Annotated in this window: 13 protein-coding genes; 9 read left to right on the top strand and 4 right to left on the bottom strand. The window is 70.6% G+C overall.

The genetic code is table 11. The features are described 5' to 3' along the window. The first annotated feature begins 68 nt into the window (after positions 1 to 68). From H4W81_RS28020 to H4W81_RS28010, 3 genes are read left to right on the top strand one after another with little or no spacing between them, the layout of a single operon-like run. The gene (locus H4W81_RS28020) at positions 69 to 2,477 is read left to right on the top strand and encodes a LuxR C-terminal-related transcriptional regulator (protein ID WP_192777555.1); all 2,409 of its coding nucleotides are present in this window, start codon (positions 69 to 71) and stop codon (positions 2,475 to 2,477) included. A 55-nt stretch (positions 2,478 to 2,532) separates the two neighbouring features. Further along, positions 2,533 to 2,808, top strand: a complete 276-nt coding sequence (locus H4W81_RS28015) for an AMP-binding protein (protein WP_192777554.1) — start codon at positions 2,533 to 2,535, stop codon at positions 2,806 to 2,808. A 9-nt stretch (positions 2,809 to 2,817) separates the two neighbouring features. After that, complete coding sequence (locus H4W81_RS28010; protein ID WP_225958825.1) at positions 2,818 to 3,594, top strand: alpha/beta hydrolase; 777 nt, start codon at positions 2,818 to 2,820, stop codon at positions 3,592 to 3,594. Positions 3,595 to 3,760: 166 nt separating this feature from the next. On the opposite strand, the gene H4W81_RS28005 is transcribed toward H4W81_RS28010, so the two are convergent. Together H4W81_RS28005 and H4W81_RS28000 are read right to left on the bottom strand one after the other, a co-directional pair. Beyond that, positions 3,761 to 5,194: an aldehyde dehydrogenase gene (locus H4W81_RS28005; protein ID WP_192777553.1), complete on the bottom strand. Its 1,434-nt coding sequence runs from the start codon at positions 5,192 to 5,194 to the stop codon at positions 3,761 to 3,763. A gap of 114 nt (positions 5,195 to 5,308) precedes the next feature. Beyond that, complete coding sequence (locus tag H4W81_RS28000; protein ID WP_225958824.1) at positions 5,309 to 8,353, bottom strand: M14 family metallopeptidase; 3,045 nt, start codon at positions 8,351 to 8,353, stop codon at positions 5,309 to 5,311. 192 nt (positions 8,354 to 8,545) lie between these two features. Between H4W81_RS28000 and H4W81_RS27995 the strand changes: the two genes are divergently transcribed. After that, entirely contained in the window at positions 8,546 to 9,445 is a 900-nt protein-coding gene (locus H4W81_RS27995; RefSeq protein WP_192777552.1) for a coiled-coil domain-containing protein, read from the top strand. A gap of 152 nt (positions 9,446 to 9,597) precedes the next feature. Further along, positions 9,598 to 12,672: a DUF11 domain-containing protein gene (locus H4W81_RS27990; protein ID WP_192777551.1), complete on the top strand. Its 3,075-nt coding sequence runs from the start codon at positions 9,598 to 9,600 to the stop codon at positions 12,670 to 12,672. A gap of 45 nt (positions 12,673 to 12,717) precedes the next feature. Here H4W81_RS27990 and H4W81_RS27985 read toward each other — a convergent pair whose 3' ends face one another. Further along, positions 12,718 to 13,983: a GH1 family beta-glucosidase gene (locus H4W81_RS27985; RefSeq protein ID WP_192777550.1), complete on the bottom strand. Its 1,266-nt coding sequence runs from the start codon at positions 13,981 to 13,983 to the stop codon at positions 12,718 to 12,720. 36 nt (positions 13,984 to 14,019) lie between these two features. Here H4W81_RS27985 and H4W81_RS27980 point away from each other — a divergent pair, with 36 nt between their 5' ends. Beyond that, positions 14,020 to 14,679, top strand: coding sequence for a TetR/AcrR family transcriptional regulator (locus tag H4W81_RS27980; RefSeq protein WP_192777549.1), 660 nt, complete (start codon positions 14,020 to 14,022; stop codon positions 14,677 to 14,679). Here the strand turns inward: H4W81_RS27980 and H4W81_RS47660 are convergent. Beyond that, positions 14,651 to 14,917, bottom strand: a complete 267-nt coding sequence (locus tag H4W81_RS47660) for an aldo/keto reductase (RefSeq protein WP_318782004.1) — start codon at positions 14,915 to 14,917, stop codon at positions 14,651 to 14,653. The genes H4W81_RS27980 and H4W81_RS47660 overlap by 29 nt on opposite strands. Before the next feature lie 42 nt (positions 14,918 to 14,959). Between H4W81_RS47660 and H4W81_RS27970 the strand changes: the two genes are divergently transcribed. The 3 genes from H4W81_RS27970 (at position 14,960) to H4W81_RS27960 (ending at position 17,747) form a co-directional block, all read left to right on the top strand. Further along, positions 14,960 to 15,319 (top strand): MerR family transcriptional regulator, encoded by a 360-nt coding sequence (locus H4W81_RS27970; RefSeq protein WP_192781479.1) that lies wholly within the window; start codon positions 14,960 to 14,962, stop codon positions 15,317 to 15,319. A 60-nt stretch (positions 15,320 to 15,379) separates the two neighbouring features. Further along, a complete protein-coding gene (locus H4W81_RS27965; RefSeq protein ID WP_192777548.1) occupies positions 15,380 to 16,813 on the top strand; it encodes a peptidoglycan D,D-transpeptidase FtsI family protein in 1,434 nt (477 codons plus the stop codon). 436 nt (positions 16,814 to 17,249) lie between these two features. Beyond that, the gene (locus H4W81_RS27960; protein WP_192777547.1) at positions 17,250 to 17,747 is read left to right on the top strand and encodes a hypothetical protein; all 498 of its coding nucleotides are present in this window, start codon (positions 17,250 to 17,252) and stop codon (positions 17,745 to 17,747) included. Positions 17,748 to 17,753 lie beyond the last annotated feature (6 nt).

Below are 17,753 nucleotides of genomic sequence, written 5' to 3'. Positions count from 1 at the left end.
GCTTGTGCAAGCGCGTGATCGCATACACACTCGCGGTGACGCCTGCCCCATTTACCCCGGTTGAAGGCATGACATCGCATAACCTCCCGGCTGAACCCAACCGTTTCGTCGGCCGCGCGCGCGACGTCGACGAGCTGCGCGGGCTGCTGCGTGACCAGCGACTGGTCACGCTCTGCGGCGTGGGTGGCATCGGCAAGACCCGCCTCGCGCTGCGCGTGGCGCGCAGTGTCGTCAGCGAGTTCGCCGACGGGGTGTGGCTGGTCGAGCTGGCCCGGATCACCAGCCCCGACCTGGTCGCCCACGAGATCGCGACCGTGCTCGGGGTCAGGGAGGAACGCTCGCGGCCCGCGCTCGACGGCCTGCGCGTACGGCTGCGCGGCGCCAGGGCCCTGCTGCTGCTCGACAACTGCGAGCAGATCGTCGAGCGCTGCGCCGAACTGGTGTCCGAGCTGCTGGCGAGCTGCCCCGACCTGCGCATCCTGCTCACGACCAGGGAGGCGCTGCGCATCCCCGGCGAGCTGGTCTGGCGGGTTCCCCCGCTCGACCTGCCCGACGCCCGCCACCCCGACGCCGAGGCCGTGCTGCTGTTCACCGACCGGGCCATGGCCGCGGGCACCCGCCTGGCCACGGGCGACTTCGACGACGTCGCCAGGCTGTGCGTGGCGCTCGACGGGCTGCCGCTGGCGCTCGAGCTGGCCGCCGCGCGCACCAGGATGCTGAGCCCCGCGCAGATCGCCGACCGCATCGGCGACAGGTTCCGGCTGCTGACCACCGGCGACCGTACGGCGCCCGCCCGCCAGCGCACGCTGCTGGCCACCGTGGAGTGGAGCCACGACCTGCTCACCGCCAAGGAGCGGGTGCTGCTGCGGCGGCTGTCGGTCTTCGCCGGGCACTTCGACCTCGACCTGGTCGAGCAGGTGTGCGCCGACGAGCGGCTGCTGCCCCGTGAGGAGATGCTCGACCTGCTCGGCGGCCTGGTGGACAAGTCGCTGCTGCTGGCCGACGGCGGCCGCTACCGCCTGCTGGAGACGATCAAGCAGTTCGCTGGCTGGCGGCTGCGCGAGGAGGGCGAGCACGGCTGGTTCCGTGACCGCCACCTGCAGGTGATCTGTGAGATGGAGGAGCGCTGCCTCGAGGCGGGCCTGGCCGCGCCGCGCGCCTCGTGGCAGGAGCGCAGGCCGTACTTCGTGCGGTCGAGGAACCTGGCCGACGACTGCAGGGCGGCGGTCGACTGGGCGGTGGAGTCCGACAACGCGCTGTTCGGGCTGCGGCTGGCCTACGCGGCCTCGGCCATGCTCGCCATCCACGGGGAGATCGCCGAGGGCGTCGACTGGTTCGAGAGGCTGCTGATGCTCGACCTCTCCGGGGTGCCGCCGGAGGTGGTCGCGCTCAGCAAGGGCGCGCTGGCCTACGGCATGGAGGCCAGGGACGACCTGGCGGGCTGCGAGAGAGCGGTCGCCGAGGCGCTCAAGGACCAGGAGAAGGTCTCCCACAGCCTCGGCAAGGGCGTCACCCTGAACGTCGCGGGGGTCCTGCTGCTGCGCACCGGCCGGTTCGACCGGGCCGAGCGGCACTTCGACGAGGTCGTGGCGACCACGAAGGAGCACGACGACACCTTCAACCGGGTGATCGCGCACTCCTGCCTGGCCGTGCTCGCGGGCGTGAAAGGGCAGCTCAGGCTCGCCCAGCGGCACGCGAACGAGGCGCTGGCCGTGGCCAAGGAGCACGGGCACCCGTGGCACGTCGCGATGGCCACCAGCCAGCTGGCCGCGGTGGCCGAGTGGCGCGGCGACAGCGAGGCGGCGGTCAGCCACTACCGCGCGGCCGCGACCGTCTTCGACGAGCTCGACAACAGGGTCGAGATGGAGCGCTGCCTCGTCATGGTCGCCAAGGCGGCGATCGCGCGCGGCGACCACGCCACGGCGCGCAACCTGCTGGCCGAGTGCCTCGCGCTGGCGCGGAGCACGGGTCAGCGCCTGGGCCTGGCGCGGGTCCTGCGGGTGCTCTCGCGCCTGGCCGACGTCGAAGGCGATCTCCAGGGCTCGGTGCTCGCCTCGGCCGCCGCGGTCGCCCTCGCCGAGGAGATGGGCGAACCGACCGGGTCGGGAAGGATCGAGGAGCTGCTGGCCAGGGCCCGCGACAGGCTCGGAGAGGGCCGTACGGCGCTGCAGTGGTCGCGGGGCAGGGAGCTCGACCCCGTGGAGGTCGCCCGCCTCATCCTGGACGGCAGGCGCGAACAGGGGCCGCTGCCCATTCCCGCCGTGCCCGACGTGCCGCACCCGGTGCTCACCGCCAGGGAGCAGGAGATCGCGGGACTGCTCACCAGGGGGCTGTCGAACAGGGCCATCGCCGACGAGCTGGTCATCAGCCCCGCCACGGTCGCCAGGCACATCGCCAACATCATGGAGAAGCTGGGCTTCACCTCACGTTCGCAGATCGCCCTCTGGGCGGTCGAGCACGACCTGGGTTCTGCATAGCGGTCTGCATATTACGCCCCATGTGCGGGCGAAGCGTGCTCTCTAGCCTGATCGCATGAGCACCGAAGACCTGCTCCGAAGCCGAGGGCTGCGCCCCGGTGATCGGGTGGTCGTCTGCCTGCCCCGGGGAGAGCACCTCAGCGCGGCGGTGGACGGCGCGATCGCCGTGGGGGCCATCGTCACGGTGCTGCCCGCCGGCTTCGAGGTGGACGAGTACATCAGGGCCAGCGCCGCACGCATCATGATCTCCGACTCCGACGACGCCATCAAGGCCGCGGAGGACTCACGCATCAGGCAGGTCATCGGTAGCGGGGAGCTCAAGGGATCATAAGCTCGTTCCATGTCTTTCGCCGCCAACTTCCCCGTCATGCTCAGGACCGACGACGGCGTGCGGATCGACGCCGCGCACACCCCGTCGCGAGGCAGAGGCGATCTGGGCATCGTGGTGGCACACGGCTTCACCGGCTCGTGGCGGGACCGCACCGCCCGCCGCATCGTGCACGTGCTCAGCGGCTTCGGAGGGGTGGTGGCCTTCGACTTCCGCGGCCACGGCCACTCGGGCGGCCAGACCACCGTGGGCGACCTCGAGGTGCTCGACCTCGACGCGGCCGTACGGCACACGAAGATCATCGGCTACTCCTGCATCGCCGTCGTCGGCTTCTCGATGGGCGCCGCGGTCGCCGTACGGCACGCGGCCCTGTACCGGGGCGTGGACGCGGTGGTCGCGGTGAGCGGCCCCGCCCGCTGGTACTACCGGGACACCAGGCCGATGCGGCAGGTGCACTGGGCGATCGAGCGGCCCGTCGGCAGATGGGCGGCGCGGATGGTCAAGCGCACCAGGATCGCCAGGGGCCGGTGGGATCCGGTCCCGATGGCGCCGCACGAGGCGGCCGGGCTGGTCTCGCCGATCCCGCTGCTCGTGGTGCACGGCGACGCCGACACCTTCTTCCCCGTCGACCACGCCCACCAGGTGTTCGACGCGGCCCGCGAGCCCAAGGAGCTGTGGATCGAGCCCGGTTACGGGCATGCCGAATCGGCGGCCACGCCGGTGCTCATCCGCCGCATCGGCACCTGGGTTTCAACAAATGCGACGAAAGATCGAACCTTTCCCGGATGAATGACGTCTACCTAGGACGTATGGCAGCAACTCGCGAGGGGACCGCCCATGGCGGACGCGGGGCATCACGCTGCCTCCGGGTGAAGGCCCAGCGTCGCGGGGGCGCGCTGGGTGCAACTCGACCAGCGGGCTCCGGTACGGCATGCCGTACCGGAGCCTGGAACGGTCAGCCCAGCCTGGAGATCGTCTTGTACTCCAGGTAGCCCGACAGGCCCTCAGGGCCGAGCTCGCGGCCCACCCCGCTCGCCTTGTAGCCGCCGAACGGCACGTTGGCCTCGAGCATGAAGCAGTTGACGCCGTAGGTGCCGGTGCGCACCTGGCGCGCCACGTCCAGACCGTGGTCGGCGTCGGCCGTCCAGACCGTGCCCGCCAGGCCGTAGTCGCTGTCGTTGGCGATGCGGATGGCGTCGGCCTCGTCCTCGTAGGGGATGACCGCCAGCACCGGGCCGAAGATCTCCTCGCGGGCGATGCGCATGTCGTTGGTGACGCCGGAGAAGACGGTGGGGGCGACGTACCAGCCCCGGTCGTAGGGGCGGTCGAGGCCGCCGACGACGACCTTCGCGCCCTCGTCCATGCCGATCTTGATGTAGCTCTCGACGCGCTCCTGCTGGCGCTTGGCGACCAGCGGGCCGATGCCGGTGGCCGGGTCGGCGGGGTCGCCGACGGCCTGCGAGGTGACCATGCCCGCCACGGCCTCGACGACCTCGTCGTAGCGGCGGTGCGAGGCGAGGATGCGGGTCTGCGCCACGCAGGCCTGGCCGTTGTTCATGAGCGAGGCGATGGCGAGCATGCCCATGCTGGCGCCGAGGTCGGCGTCGTCGAGCACGATCGCCGCCGACTTGCCGCCCAGCTCCAGGCTGTAGCGCTTGAGCTGCTCGCCGCAGATCGAGGCGATGCGGCGGCCCGCCGCGGTGGATCCGGTGAAGGCGACCTTGTCCACGTCCGGGTGGGAGACCAGGTGCTCGCCGCTCTCGCGTCCGGCGGGGACGATGTTGAGCACGCCGCCGGGGATGCCGGCCTCCCGCACCATCTCGGCCAGCAGGTAGGAGTCGAGCGGGGTCTCGGGCGCGGGCTTGAGCACGATCGTGCACCCGGCCAGCAGGGCGGGCGCGATCTTCGTCATGGAGACGAACTGCGGGACGTTCCACGGCACCACGGCCGCGACGACGCCGACCGGCTCCCTGCGGACGATCGAGGGGCCGAACAGCCCGGGGCGCTCCTCTTCCTGCTGGAACGTCCTGCCGTACTCCGCGTAGAACTGCAGCATGCCCAGCGGCTGCGGGGCCTGCGCCAGCTGCGAGAACGTGATGGGCGAGCCCATCTCCTCGGTGATGAGCGCCGCCATCTCGCCCTGCCTGGCCGCGTAGATCTCGGCGAGCCTGCCGATCGCCTCGGCCCGCTCGGCGAAGCTGAGGCGCGGCCAGGGGCCGTGGTCGAATGCCTCGCGGGCGGCGGCCACCGCGCGGTCCATGTCGGCGGGCGTGCCGTCGGGCACGCTGCCGATGACCTGCTCGGTGTGCGGATTGACGACCTCGATCGTCCCGGTGCCCGACGGGGCCACCCATTCGCCCCCGATGAACAGCGTGTCGTGCTGGCGCATGTCGTGACCTTCCCGCTTGACCGGTTGCTTGTTTTCCCAGAGAAACCGAACCATGTTCTGTGCGGGCACGCAAGAGGGGTACGGCTCCCGCGAGCCGTACCCCTCCTCAGCGCGCTATCTCGCGTCGCCGATCAGGTAGGCAAGCGACCGCTTCACCAGGTCGGTGCGCTGGGCCTGGGTGGTGACGCCCTCGACGCCGTACCCGAGCAGGACGGTGTCCTTGGTGAGGATGCCGCCGCCCTCGTCGAAGACCTTGTCGGTGCGGATCCAGTTGTTGGCCAGCGGGCCCGAGCCGGGCGGCGGTCCGCCCGCGCTCCAGCCGCCGAGGTCGGACTCGAAGGAGGTCTCCTCGGCCACCGCGCCGTCGAGCGTGACCTTCGCGTCGTCGAGGAAGACGCCGGCCTGGTGGGTGGCCCAGTCGGTGATGGAGGACAGCGAGATCTCGACCTTCTTGCCCGCGTAGGGCGTCAGGTCGATCTTCCACTGCTTCCAGCCCGCCGAGTTGCCCGAGGCGGCGTGCCAGACGCCGCTGCTGCCGGTCGGCTCGCAGTTCGGCCCCTGGTAGCGGGTGGTGAACGGATGGATCGTGCGCCAGTGCTGGCCGTTGGGCGTGGCGCAGCTCGACCCCACGGACTGGCTGGTGTGCCCGTTCACGTCGGGCAGCGTCGTCCAGTCGTCCTGGCCGACGGTGTGCGCCTCGACGGTGAAGAAGTCCCAGTCCGCCTCGGTGTCGAGAGAGGCCCAGAACGTCAGCTCGCCGCTGGTCTTCCCGGTCAGGTCGATGGTCTTGGTCAGTCGCTTCCACGAGGCGTCGGCGATGCCGCTCTGCACGTCCCACGCGCCGGTGTGGGGGTCGAACGGGCCGCCCGGCCGGTCCCAGGTGATGCCGGCCCTGCTCTCGAACTGCGGGAACTGCTCCACCGGCAGGATCGCGGAGGTGGCGATCCAGGAGTTGTTGTGGTCCTGGTTGCCGGCCGAGTCGCCGCCGTTCAGGGTGCCGGTGAAGCCGCTGAAGGCTCCCACGGTGCCCTTGAGCCCGAACGGCTCGTGCGTCTGCGGGTCGGTGCCGCCGTTGTCGAACCAGATGTAGGCCCCCAGCCAGTACTGCTGGAAGTCGTTGTTGAGCTCGAAGCAGGGCGCGCCCGCGGTCACGCACTCGCCGAGCGAGGCGTCGGGCTGGAAGAAGAAGCCCTGGTTGGCGTGGTGGGGGTAGTGCGCGTACTTGCCCGCCGACAGCAGCTTGCCGCCCTCGTTGAGGTAGTCGCGGACCGCGATCTCGGTCTCGACGCTGTGCCTGGCGACCGTGCCGGGCACCTGACCGGGAGAGCGCGGGATGACGTCGTCGCCGGTCTCCCAGACGACGGCCTTGTAGTGGCTGAGCACGCCGAGCGGGTGCGGGGCCGTGCGGCCGTTCTTGTCGATGTCGTAGACGTCGGAGGTGTAGCCGGCCTCGGAGATCGCCTTGGCGTAGTCGTCGGCGTACTTCGGCTCGGTGACGCCCTGGGCGGGGCTGATGCCCGTGACGTCCTCGGCCGCCAGGATGAGCACCTGGCCGCCGATGTCGTCGGCCACCTTGTAGGTGAAGTCGGCGCTCTTCTTGGTCAGCGACCTGAACCAGACCTTGACGCTGTCGCCCGGCTTGGTGCCGCTGATCCTGCCGCGGAGCCGGTGGTAGTAGACGTCGTAGCCCTTGCCGTAGCGCTCGCCGCCCTTCCACTCGGTGGTGAGCGCGCTCCTCGTGGGTCCGCCGTTGACCTGGTACTGCACGACGACGGGGCCGAGCTTGCGCTTGGCGTTGACCTGGACGGCCTGGTCCGTGCCGTGGCTGACCTCGAAGTCGTCGACGACGAAGTCGGGCGTCTTGTTGCCGAGGTGGGTGACGGGCTCGACCGGGTTGGCCGCGGACCTGGCGATGTCGAGGGCGAAGGGGAGGTTCTTCTCGAACTCCGCCTGCACCAGCGCCTCGTCGTCGGGGAAGACGAAGCCGCAGCCCTCGCAGCCCTCGTTCAGCTCGGGCGTCCACGACAGCGTGCCGTACGCGCCGTGCGCGCGGTCGTTGGTGTCGCCGTTGGTGATGTACAGCTCTCCGGCGGCCAGGCCGGGGTTGAACCCGGGTACGGCGGGCTTGGCGTCGGTGCCGGTGAGCGCCTCGTAGACCGGGTTGTCGGCGGTCTCGGTGTACATCTGCCAGCCGGCGGGGTAGAGCAGCAGCGGGCCGAAGGAGTGGTAGTTCAGCTGCAGCTTGAACCTGATCCGCTTGAGCAGGCCGTCCATGGCCTGGGTCTCGGGCTCGCTGGCCGGGCCGGTGCCCCGGTAGGTTTCGCTGCTGGGGACGGAGGAGGCGCCCTCCTCGTCGTAGTGGAAGTTGGTCGGGAAGTTGCGGTTCGGGTCCACTCCGTCGCCCGAGGTGATCTGGCCGTCGCCGTTGTTGTCGCGCAGGTTCTTGCGCCACAGGCGGTTTCCCTCGGTGAAGGAGAAGTCGTAGCCGTCGGGGTTGGCCACCGGGACGAACCACAGCTCGGTCGTCCTGAGCAGGTCGGCCAGTTCCTTCTTGTTGGCGACCACGTACTTCAGCAGCCGCATGTCGACCTCGGTGGAGATCCACTCGCGGGCGTGCTGGGTGGCGGAGTAGAGCGCCGCCGGCCTGGCGCCGTCACGCAGCGTCCTGGCGTTTCTGGTCACCTTGGCGGCGAGGATGTCCTGGCCCTTGATCGTCTTGCCGATCGACTGCAGCTTGACGACGTCCTTGTTGGCGTCCGCGATGGCCCGCAGCTGGTCGGCGATGCCGCCCTGCTCGGAGTAGCTGCGGAAGACGGTGTAGCCGCCCGCGGCCTGGGCCTTGGCCGCTTCCAGCTGGGTCTGGCCCTGCGGGTTGCGCACGGGTTCGGGCTTGTGGCCGAGCTTGCCGAGCCTGGCCAGGTCGCTCTGGTCCGCGGTGAACTCGATGTGCTCCTTGCCTGCGACGACTTCCTTCTGCACGACGTCGATGCCGCTCTCGACGAGGGCCTGTCCGGTGCCGGGCGGGGCGTCGAGCTGGTAGAGCTCGATCCGGTCCGACCGGGGTAACGGGGGGTCCTCGGAGGCGGCGGCCTGGCCCGCCACGAGGGAGGTGGCCAGGCAGGCGGTCACTGCCGCGATGAGGGTGAGTGTGCGAGCCAAGTTCTGCCCCTTTGCAGAAGACGGGATGCTCGCAATGTCGCCCGCAGGGGTGGTCTCGGCAAGACCCAAGTGTTGGCCCGCGACCCGACAAAGTGGTAGATACTTCGCCAAAGGCGCACGAGTTCCCCGGTTCGGGTGGCAAGCATCAAGATCATCTTCTATAGTCACTCCGTCTATGAGGGGAGGACGAGCGTGAGATCAGGGCGTCGTGCCGTGCTCGCCGCCACCCTCGTCGCGCTGCTCGCAACCCCCCTCCCGCAGGCGGCGACCGCCGATCCCGACAGCCAGGCCAAGCTGCGCAAACTCACCAAACAGGCTGCCGCTCTCAACAACGTCTACCGGGGCACGATCGAGAGCCTCGAGGACACCAGGCTGGCCGCCAAGCGGGCCACCGAGCGGGCGGACAACCTCAAGGCGGCGCTGGCCACCGCCAAGGTCGAGGTCAGCAAGATCGCGCAGACCACCTACATCCAGGGCCCGCTCGACGGCACCAGCCTCTTCACCTCGGGCGCCGAGCCGTACCAGGTGCTCGGGCAGTCGGCGAGCATGGCCTACCTGGCCGCCGAGCGCACCTCCACGCTCACCCGCGTCGAGGCGCTGGTCGCCAACGCGCAGAAGGCGAAGAAGGAGGCCGGCGAGAAGATCGACGACCTCGAGCGCGACATCAAGAAGATGCAGACCAAGCGGCGCGACATCGAGAAGCTGCTGGCCAAGTACGGCATCCAGCAGCCGGGCAGCGCCTCGGGCCTCACCCCGCGCATGGTCACGCTGCGCGACGCGGTCATGCGCAACTTCCCGATGTTCTACGGCGTCGGCTGCCTGCGCGTCGGCGACCCCGGCGAGCACGGCAAGGGCCGCGCGTGCGACTTCATGATGAGCCCGGGCGGGAGCATGGCCACGGGCGCCAACCTGGCCAGGGGCGACGAACTGGCGCAGTGGCTGATCGCCAACGGGTCGCGCTACGGGGTGATGTACATCATCTGGAAGCAGCGCTACTACGACATCCGCACGGGCGGCGGCTGGGACATGATGTCCAACCGCGGCGGCGTCACGGCCAACCACTGGGACCACGTCCACGTGTCGGTGTTCTGAACTCGTTCGGACCGCCCCTTCCTGCGGTTCGCCGCTGTCCTTCGACTTCGCTTCGGGCGGCGACCCTGGTCAAGGTCACCTGTGCGGGTTTCCGCGATGATGAGTAGGGGCCTACTCATGGCAGGCGGCGAGTACGGCCCTACGGTGCCGCCATGAGGTTGATTGCCGCCATGCTGATGGCGCTGGGGCTGACGTCGTTAGTCAGCGAGCCGGTCGAAGCCGCGCCCGATCCGGCCAGGACCGCCTTCACGATCACGGTCACGATGGACTACTTCGAGCGCTACGAGGTCCCCGACTCCGGATTTGACGAGGAGGGCGAGTTCTACCCGCATGTCGACTTCGGCGCCCCGGGCAGCGACATCACCTTCGGCGACGGCAGTCCCTTCCGGCACACGGCCTTCCGCGAGGGCGGCATCGTCTCCGACGACCACTGGCATCCGAAGAACCTCCAGGGCGGGCAGCGGTGGGTGTTCGCCCAACGTGTGGAGCTTCCGGCCGGCCGTGCCGACCTGCCCGTCAAGATCAGCATCTTGGACAGCGACTGCTGCGGGCCCAACGGCGGCACGGACGTCATGGACATCAGCCCGGCCAACCAGGACGTCACGCTCGACCTGACCTACGACCTGGTCACCGACACCTGGCGAAGCGTCGTGGACTCCGCCGGCCACACGGACGGCGTGCAGCCAGGCCGGGCCTGTCCCGACGGCTACCTCCCGATCTCGCAGGGTCAGGCGTGCTCGGTGGGCGACGGCGACCCCAACTATCCGGAGGTCAACGACGGCAAGCGGGCCCGGCTCGACCTGAGCATCGACGCGAGCGAGCACAGCGACGCCGACCAGGACTCCCTGCCCGACCGGGCCGAGCGGTACGGCGTCCGCAACGCCGACGGCTCGATGGCGCTCGACCTGCCCGACCTCGGTGCCGACCCGCGTCGCCGAGACCTGTTCGTGGAAGTGGACCACACCACGGGGACGATGCCGTCCCGCCAGGTCGTCGAGACCGTACGGCGCGCCTTCGCCCGCGCCCCCGTCGACAACCTCGACGGCAGCAAGGGCATCACTCTGCACGTGGACACGGGGGGCGCCTTCGACCGCGGCGCGATGGAAGGGCCGCCCGAGGGGACCTGCCTGGACGACAAGGACAACGACGGCGACACCGACATCGACGGCGCGGACCCGGACTGCCATTACCGCGACACCGGTGTCGAGGCCTTCCGCGCCAACTGCGACGACCTCGTGGACGACGACCGCGACGGCCGGATCGCTGCGCTGGACTCCGACTGCATCGTCGGCGAGGACCTGCGCGGCGGTGGCTGGGCCGGCGCTCCACTGGCCAACTGCGGGCGCGACGACGCCTTCCAGAACGTCGCCCGCAACAGCTTCGCCCAGGTCCGCCGGGGACTGTTCACCTACGTCCTGTACACGACCAGCAAGGCCGGCTGCGACATGGGTGGCCAGGGCGGCGGCAGGGACCACATCATCCTCTACCGGACCGACGCGGGCGCGCTCCTGCACGAACTCGGCCACTCGCTCGGCCTGGACCATGGCGGCGACACGGGTGCGAACTGCAAGCCCAACTACGTGAGCGTCATGAACTACGACATGGACGGCGGCATCCCCCGCGACGGCGGCGGCGTGATCATGGATTTCTCGCCCGCCATCAAGGACCCCAACGGCACCGACCGGAGCAAGGCGCCGCTGGGCCAGCTGCGCGAGGACCAGCTCAGGGAAGACATCGCGCTGGATCCGGGCGACGGCGTCAACCAGTTCGTCTTCCTGGACGGCAAACGCGTCAAGCGGACCCGCCCGCTGAACGTCGGGCCCGACTGGAACGGCTCCAACCCGGCGGGCGACGGCGACGACGGCTCCACGCCGCAGCGGGTCAACATCGACAGCAAGGACGCCGCCGGCAACCCCGGGGATTGTGCGAACACCACCGACGACAGCCTGCTCACCGGGTTCGACGACTGGGCGCGCGTGCGGGACAACCTGGCCAGGTGGGCCGGGCGGCCGGTGTCCACGGTGCCGACGAAGGAGGAGAGCGAGCGCATCCGCGCCGCGATCAACACCGCCGACCTGGGTCTCACGCTCACCGACGCGCCGGATCCGGCGGCCGCGGGCGAGGATCTGACCTGGACGGTGACCGTGACCAACCACGGGCCCAACGCGGCCACCGGCACCCGGGTCACCGTGGAGTTGCCGACCGGGCTCGGCGTCCCCTCGACGAGTGTGCCCTGTGTGACCGCGGGCGCCACGCTCACGTGCGGCCTCAACCAGGTACGCCCGGGCGACATCCGCCGGTTCACCATCACCACGCGCCTGCCTGCCGACCTGGCCCAGCGCACCCGTTCCATCGAGGCCACGGCCAAGGTCGGAAACCTCGCGGGCCCCGATCCCGCACCCGCCAACAACGCCGCCGCCGCCCAAACCAAGGTCATCGCCAAGGCGGACGTCAAGATCGCCGCCCTGACGGCGAGCCGGCCGCTGGAGGTGCTCATCGGCGAGCCCGGCGCGGTCACGCTGGTCACGATCACGGAGAACGCCGGGCCGTCCAGCCCGGTGGACGTGGACCTGACCACCGCCGCCGTGACCGACCCCGGCGTGACGGTCAGCCCGGCGCGCACGGACGCGCACCGACCCGCGCTGGCCGTGGGCTCTCCGTGGCAGTCCACCCACGAGGCCACGCTCACGTGCACCACCCCCGGCCGCAAGACTGTGACGCTGACCTCCACGGTGGCGCTCTCCGTGGCCGGCGACGTCGATCCGGATCCGTCGAACAACACCCGCTCGACCTCTTTCCAGATCGACTGCGTCGTGCCGATCGCGATCAACGTACGACCCGGCGGCACGCCCAACTCGATCAACCTCAACACCGACGCGACACTGGCCGCGCTGACCACGAGCGCAGGGGAGTACGGCTTGCCGCTGGCGTTCGACGCGACCCGGATCGATGTCACCCGGACCCTGTGGGGCCTGCGCGAGAACCTGTTCAACCTCGCGGCACCGCACGGCGCGAGTGAGAGCCACGCCAAGGGACATCCCGAGCGCTCCTACGAGCTGGACGAGCGAACCAGCGACGCGGACCTGGACCTGGTGCTCCACTTCAAACCGAACGCCTCCGGCCTGACCGCCGACAGCACCCAAGCCTGCCTGCGCGGCGCCTACCTCGCGCCCGACGGCAATCGTTACACCTTCCTGGGGTGCGACGCGGTACGGATCACGCCGTGATCGCACCCGCGGCGACGCCGCTGTCACCGGCCGCCAGACCCGATGTCAGCGGCGGGCGAGGAAGTCCTTGAACCAGTGGAAGGAGGCGCGGGGGGTGCGGCGGCTGGTGGGGAAGTCGACGTGGACCAGGCCGAAGCGCTGGTGGTAGCCCTCGGCCCACTCGAAGTTGTCCAGCAGCGACCAGACGAAGTACCCCCGGACGTCGACGCCCTCCTCCTGGGCGGCGCGCAGGGCGGCCAGGTGGCCGTCGAGGAAGTCGATGCGGGCCTGGTCGTCGAGCTCGGGGTAGGAGCAGCCGTTCTCGGTGATGTACACGGGAGGCAGCGCCGCGCCGTAGCGCTCGCGCAGGCCGACGAGCAGCTCGCGCAGGCCGTCGGGGACGACGGGCCAGCCGAAGGCGGTGGTGGGGTGGCCGGTGATGCCGAGGTCGGTCCACGGCAGGGAGTCGTCGGTCGGCGCGCCGATCCGCGTGGGGTTGTAGTAGTTGATGCCGAGACCGTCGAGCGGGGTGGAGATGATCTCCAGGTCGCCGTCGCGTACGCAGTCGAGCGTCACGCCGTACGCCGACAGGTCGGGATAGGAGCCCAGTAGCACCGGATCGTTGAACAGGCGGTTGTGCAGGACGTCGTAGGCGTCGCCGGCGGCCTGGTCCTCGGCCCAGACGGGCGTGCAGTTGTTGGTGATGAGCACCCGCTCCGCTCCCGCCGCCCGCAGCGCCCCGGTGGCCAGCCCGTGACCGAGCAGCTGGTGGTGGGCCACCGGGAGGGCGTCGAGCATGAGGGCGCGGCCGGGCGCGTGGACGCCCATGGCGTAGCCGAACACCATGTGGACGAACGGCTCGTTGAGCGTGATCCAGCCGCGCACCCGGTCGCCGAGGCGGTCGGCCACGATCGCGGCGTATTCGGCGAAGCGGTGGGAGGTGTCGCGGTTGAGCCAGCCGCCTTCGTCCTCCAGCGCCTGGGGCAGGTCCCAGTGGAAGAGCGTGGGCAGCGGGGTGATCCCGCGCGCGCACAGGCCGTCCACGAGGCGGTCGTAGAAGTCGAGGCCCTTCGGGTTGACCGGTCCCGAGCCGCCGGGCTGGATCCGCGGCCACGAGAGGGAGAAGCGGTAGGCGTTGACGCCGAGGTCCGACATGAGCGCCAGGTCCTCGGGCCAGCGGTGGTAGTGGTCGCACGCCACGTCACCGGTGTGCCCGTCGCGGGTGCCACCGGGCCGGCGGGCGAAGGTGTCCCAGATGGAGGCGCCGCGGCCGTCCTCGTCGGCGGCGCCCTCGATCTGATAGGCGGCGGTGGCCGTACCCCACAGGAACATAGTTGGACATCCTAAACATGGGCCAGGATGAGGGGTATGACGAGTACTCTGCGCCGCCGTCCCTCCCAGCGCCGCAGCGCCGAGCGGGTCGAGCGGATGCTCGACGAGTGCGCCGCGCTCCTGGACGAGGTGGGCTACGACGGGCTGACCACCAAGGAGGTCGCCCGCCGGGCCGAGGTGCCGATCGGCACCTTCTACCAGTTCTTCCCCGACAAGCAGGGCCTGGTCAGAGCGCTCGCGCTGCGCAATCTCGACAGGTTTCTCGTCAGGGTCACCGACAGGATCGCCGCGGCCGAGCCCGCGCACTGGTCGCAGCTGTCCGACCTGGCGATCGACGAGTTCGTGGCGATGAAGCGCGCCACCCCCGGCTTCTCGGTGGTCGACTTCGGTGAGGTGCTGCCCACCCCGGGCGGGCCGGCGCTGGAGGGCACCAACCACATGCTCGACAGCGCCGTGGAGAACAGCGCCGTCGTCGCCGAACGGCTGCGCGCCCTGGTCGCGGGACGGCACGACAATCCGGCGGGCGAGCGCCTCGACCTCGCGGTGCGCGTCGCGGTCGAGGCCGCCGACGCGGTGCTGAAGCTGGCCTTCCGCACCGATCCCCATGGCGACGCGGCGCTGATCGCCGAGTGCAAGCAGCTGGTCCGCCGCTATCTCGCCGAGCACCTCAGCGAGGCTCGTCCAGTCGCGCCATGAGCGTCTCGTCCAGCTTGATCCCCGCGGCGCCGATGGCCTCCTCCAGCTGGGCCATCGTCGTCACGCCCACGATCGGCACCATGTCCTGGGCGAGGAGCCAGGCCAGCACCACCTGGTTCGGCGTCGCGCCCAGCTCGCCCGCGACCTCGCGCAGCACCGCCAGCCGCCGCGTGGTCCCCGGATGGTCGTAGGTCTCGGGAACGGGCCGGTCGGCCCTGGTGTAGGCACTCCGTGTCAAGCGGTTGACCTGGAGCCCACTCCAGGTGGGAGGATCGGGCCCGTGAGCGTCTACACACCCGCCGAGGTGGTCGAGGAGACCGGCTTCAGCCTCGACACCCTTCGCTACTACGAGAAGATCGGCCTGCTGGCCCCCGTGGACCGCAACGCCGCGGGACAGCGCAGGTTCTCCGAGGACGACCTCGGATGGCTCGGCACGATCAGGTGCCTGCGCGACACCGGCATGCCGATCGCCGAGATGCTGCGCTTCGCCGAGCTCGTGCGCGCGGGCGACCACACCATCGCCGACAGGATCGCGCTGCTGGAGGAGCATGACCGGCGCGTCAGCGGTCAGATCGACAACCTGGTCGAGCGCCAGCGCTACATCCACCACAAGATCTCCTACTATCGCAGCGTGCTCTAGCACTCGCTTGGGGTTGCGGTTGTTAGACCGGTGGGTATGGCCGGGCCCCGGGCGAGACGAATGAACATCCCACTGCGCCGCGTGGCGCTCGTGTGCGCCGTGATGATGTTCCTCCTGCTCGGCAACGTCACCTTCATCCAGGCCTTCAGGGCTCCGGCGCTGAACGCCGACCCGCGCAACCAGCGCACGCTGATCGCCAGGTTCGACCATCCGCGCGGGAAGATCCTCACCAGCGACGGCACGGTCATCGCCGGCAGCCGCAAGACCAGGAACGCCGGCTACACCTACCGCCGCACCTACCCCGAGGGCAACCTCTACGCCGCCGTCACCGGTTACGCCTCGCTCTACACCACCACCGGCCTGGAGCGGGCCGAGGACGCCAGGCTGTCGGGCGGCGACCCGAAGGTGCGGCTGCGCGCGCTGGTGCGGGACGGCATCGCCCAGGGCGCCGACGTGCGGACCACGATCGACGAGCGGGCCCAGCGGGCCGCGTACGAGGGTCTGGCCGCGACCGGCGGCCGCGGCGCCGCCGTGGCGCTCAACCCGGCCACCGGGGCGATCCTGGCCCTGGTCTCCTACCCGTCCTACGACCCCGGCCGATACACCACCTTCGACAGCGGGAAGCTGGCCAGAGCGGACCGGGAGCTGCGCGGCGACCCCGGCCAGCCGCTGCTCAACAGGGCGCTCAACCAGACCTACCCGCCGGGCTCCACGTTCAAGGTCGTCACCACCGCCGCGGGCCTGACCTCGGGGAGGTACACGCCCGACTCGCAGGTCGAGGCGCCGCCCCGCCTGCTGCTGCCCGGCACCTCCACCCAGCTGGGCAACTCCGGCGGCGAGTCGTGCGGCGACGGGCACCCGCCGCTGGCCTACGCCTTCCAGGCGTCGTGCAACACCGCTTTCGTCGCCATGGGCCTCGACCTGGGACAGGACGTGCTGCGCCGGCAGGCGGCGGCGTTCGGCTTCGACGGCGCCGGCCTGAGGGTGCCGATGCCGGTGTCGCCCAGCGTCTATCCGAGCGGCATGGACCAGGCGCAGACCGCCATGTCGGCGATCGGGCAGTTCGACGTCAGGGCCACGCCGCTCCAGGTGGCGATGCTGTCGGCGGCCGTGGCGAACGACGGCGCGCTCATGGCTCCCTACCTGGTGGAGGAGGTGCGCCTGCCGGACGGCGCGGTGGTCGAGCGGGCCGAGCCTTCGCGGTGGCGTGCCGCCATGAGCGCCCAGGACGCCAACGACCTCACCACCATGATGATCACCGTCACCCGGCCCGGCGGCACGGGGACGGCCGCCGCCATCCCTGGGGTGGAGGTGGCGGCCAAGACCGGCACGGCGGAGAACGTGCAGGGCGCCCAGGACCACGCGTTGTTCACCGGCTTCGCCCCGGCCGACGACCCGCAGGTCGCGGTCGGCGTGGTGGTCGAGCGGGCCGGGTTCGGCGGCGACGTGGCCGCCCCGATCGCCAGGCACATCATGGAGGCGGTGCTGGACTAGGTACACAGGGGGCGGTTCTGATCATGCGACGCGGCCGCGCGGAGACGGCTTCTCTACACATCCTTGACCCCCGGCGGATACATGCCGGAATGGCCATCTCGGCGCATGTGGCCGGAGCGGGCTCGGCCTAGCGTTGCCTCTGTGATCGACCGGCGGCGCGCACCTCGAGGCCTGGTGCCTGGTGCCCACACGCAGGGCGAGCCCGGTCGGTCGATCACCCGAGACGTCGCGTTCGCCGATGGGCCTGGCCACCTCGGAGGGGTGGAGGCCGTGGTCCTGCGGGCGCGACAGCGGGCTCGAGCCGCGCAGGGCTCGAGCCCGCCCAGGCTTGGGGGCGCCGATTGAATGCACATGGCTATGCATACATCGGGGGATGCTGCGGCCCTCACGCCCGCCGTAGCGTCCTTGACTTGCAGCCGACCACCCCTACGCGCGGATGCTGATCACCACCCCGGGCCTGGCGGAGGCGGCCGTCCGGGCGGCGGAAGACTCCAGGGTCCGGCAGGTCATCGCGTTCGGTGCCGCGCTCGACACCATCGACTTCGCGCAGCTGTCAGGGCTCGATGCGGTGCCGCTGCCCCGCCTCGACGCCCGGACACAGCTCGCCCTGCGCCCGGGAGGAGGTGCCGCGCTCACCCACCGTGACCTGCTCGGCGCGATGGCCGACCTCGACGGGGGCGTCGGCCTCACCGAGTCCGACGTGGTGCTGGTGACCTGGCCGCCCGGCGACGGCGCCGACCTGGTGGCGCTCGTCGGGCTGGCGGTGGCCAAGGGCGCGCTGCTCGTGGCGGCGCACGGGCTGGCCGCCGCCGACCTCACGGGCACCGTCCACGACTTCGGGGTGACGGTCACGGCCCTGGACGGGCAGCCGCTCGCGCGCCTCTGGAGAGAGCGCTCCCCGAGTATGCCGAGCTGTTATCCGCACATGCCTTGACGTCGC

Origin of the sequence: Nonomuraea africana (assembly GCF_014873535.1) — a bacterium.
Lineage (GTDB): Bacteria > Actinomycetota > Actinomycetes > Streptosporangiales > Streptosporangiaceae > Nonomuraea > Nonomuraea africana.
The sequence above is the reverse complement of the archived record's forward strand: the minus strand, read 5'-3'. Positions and strand labels throughout refer to the sequence as shown.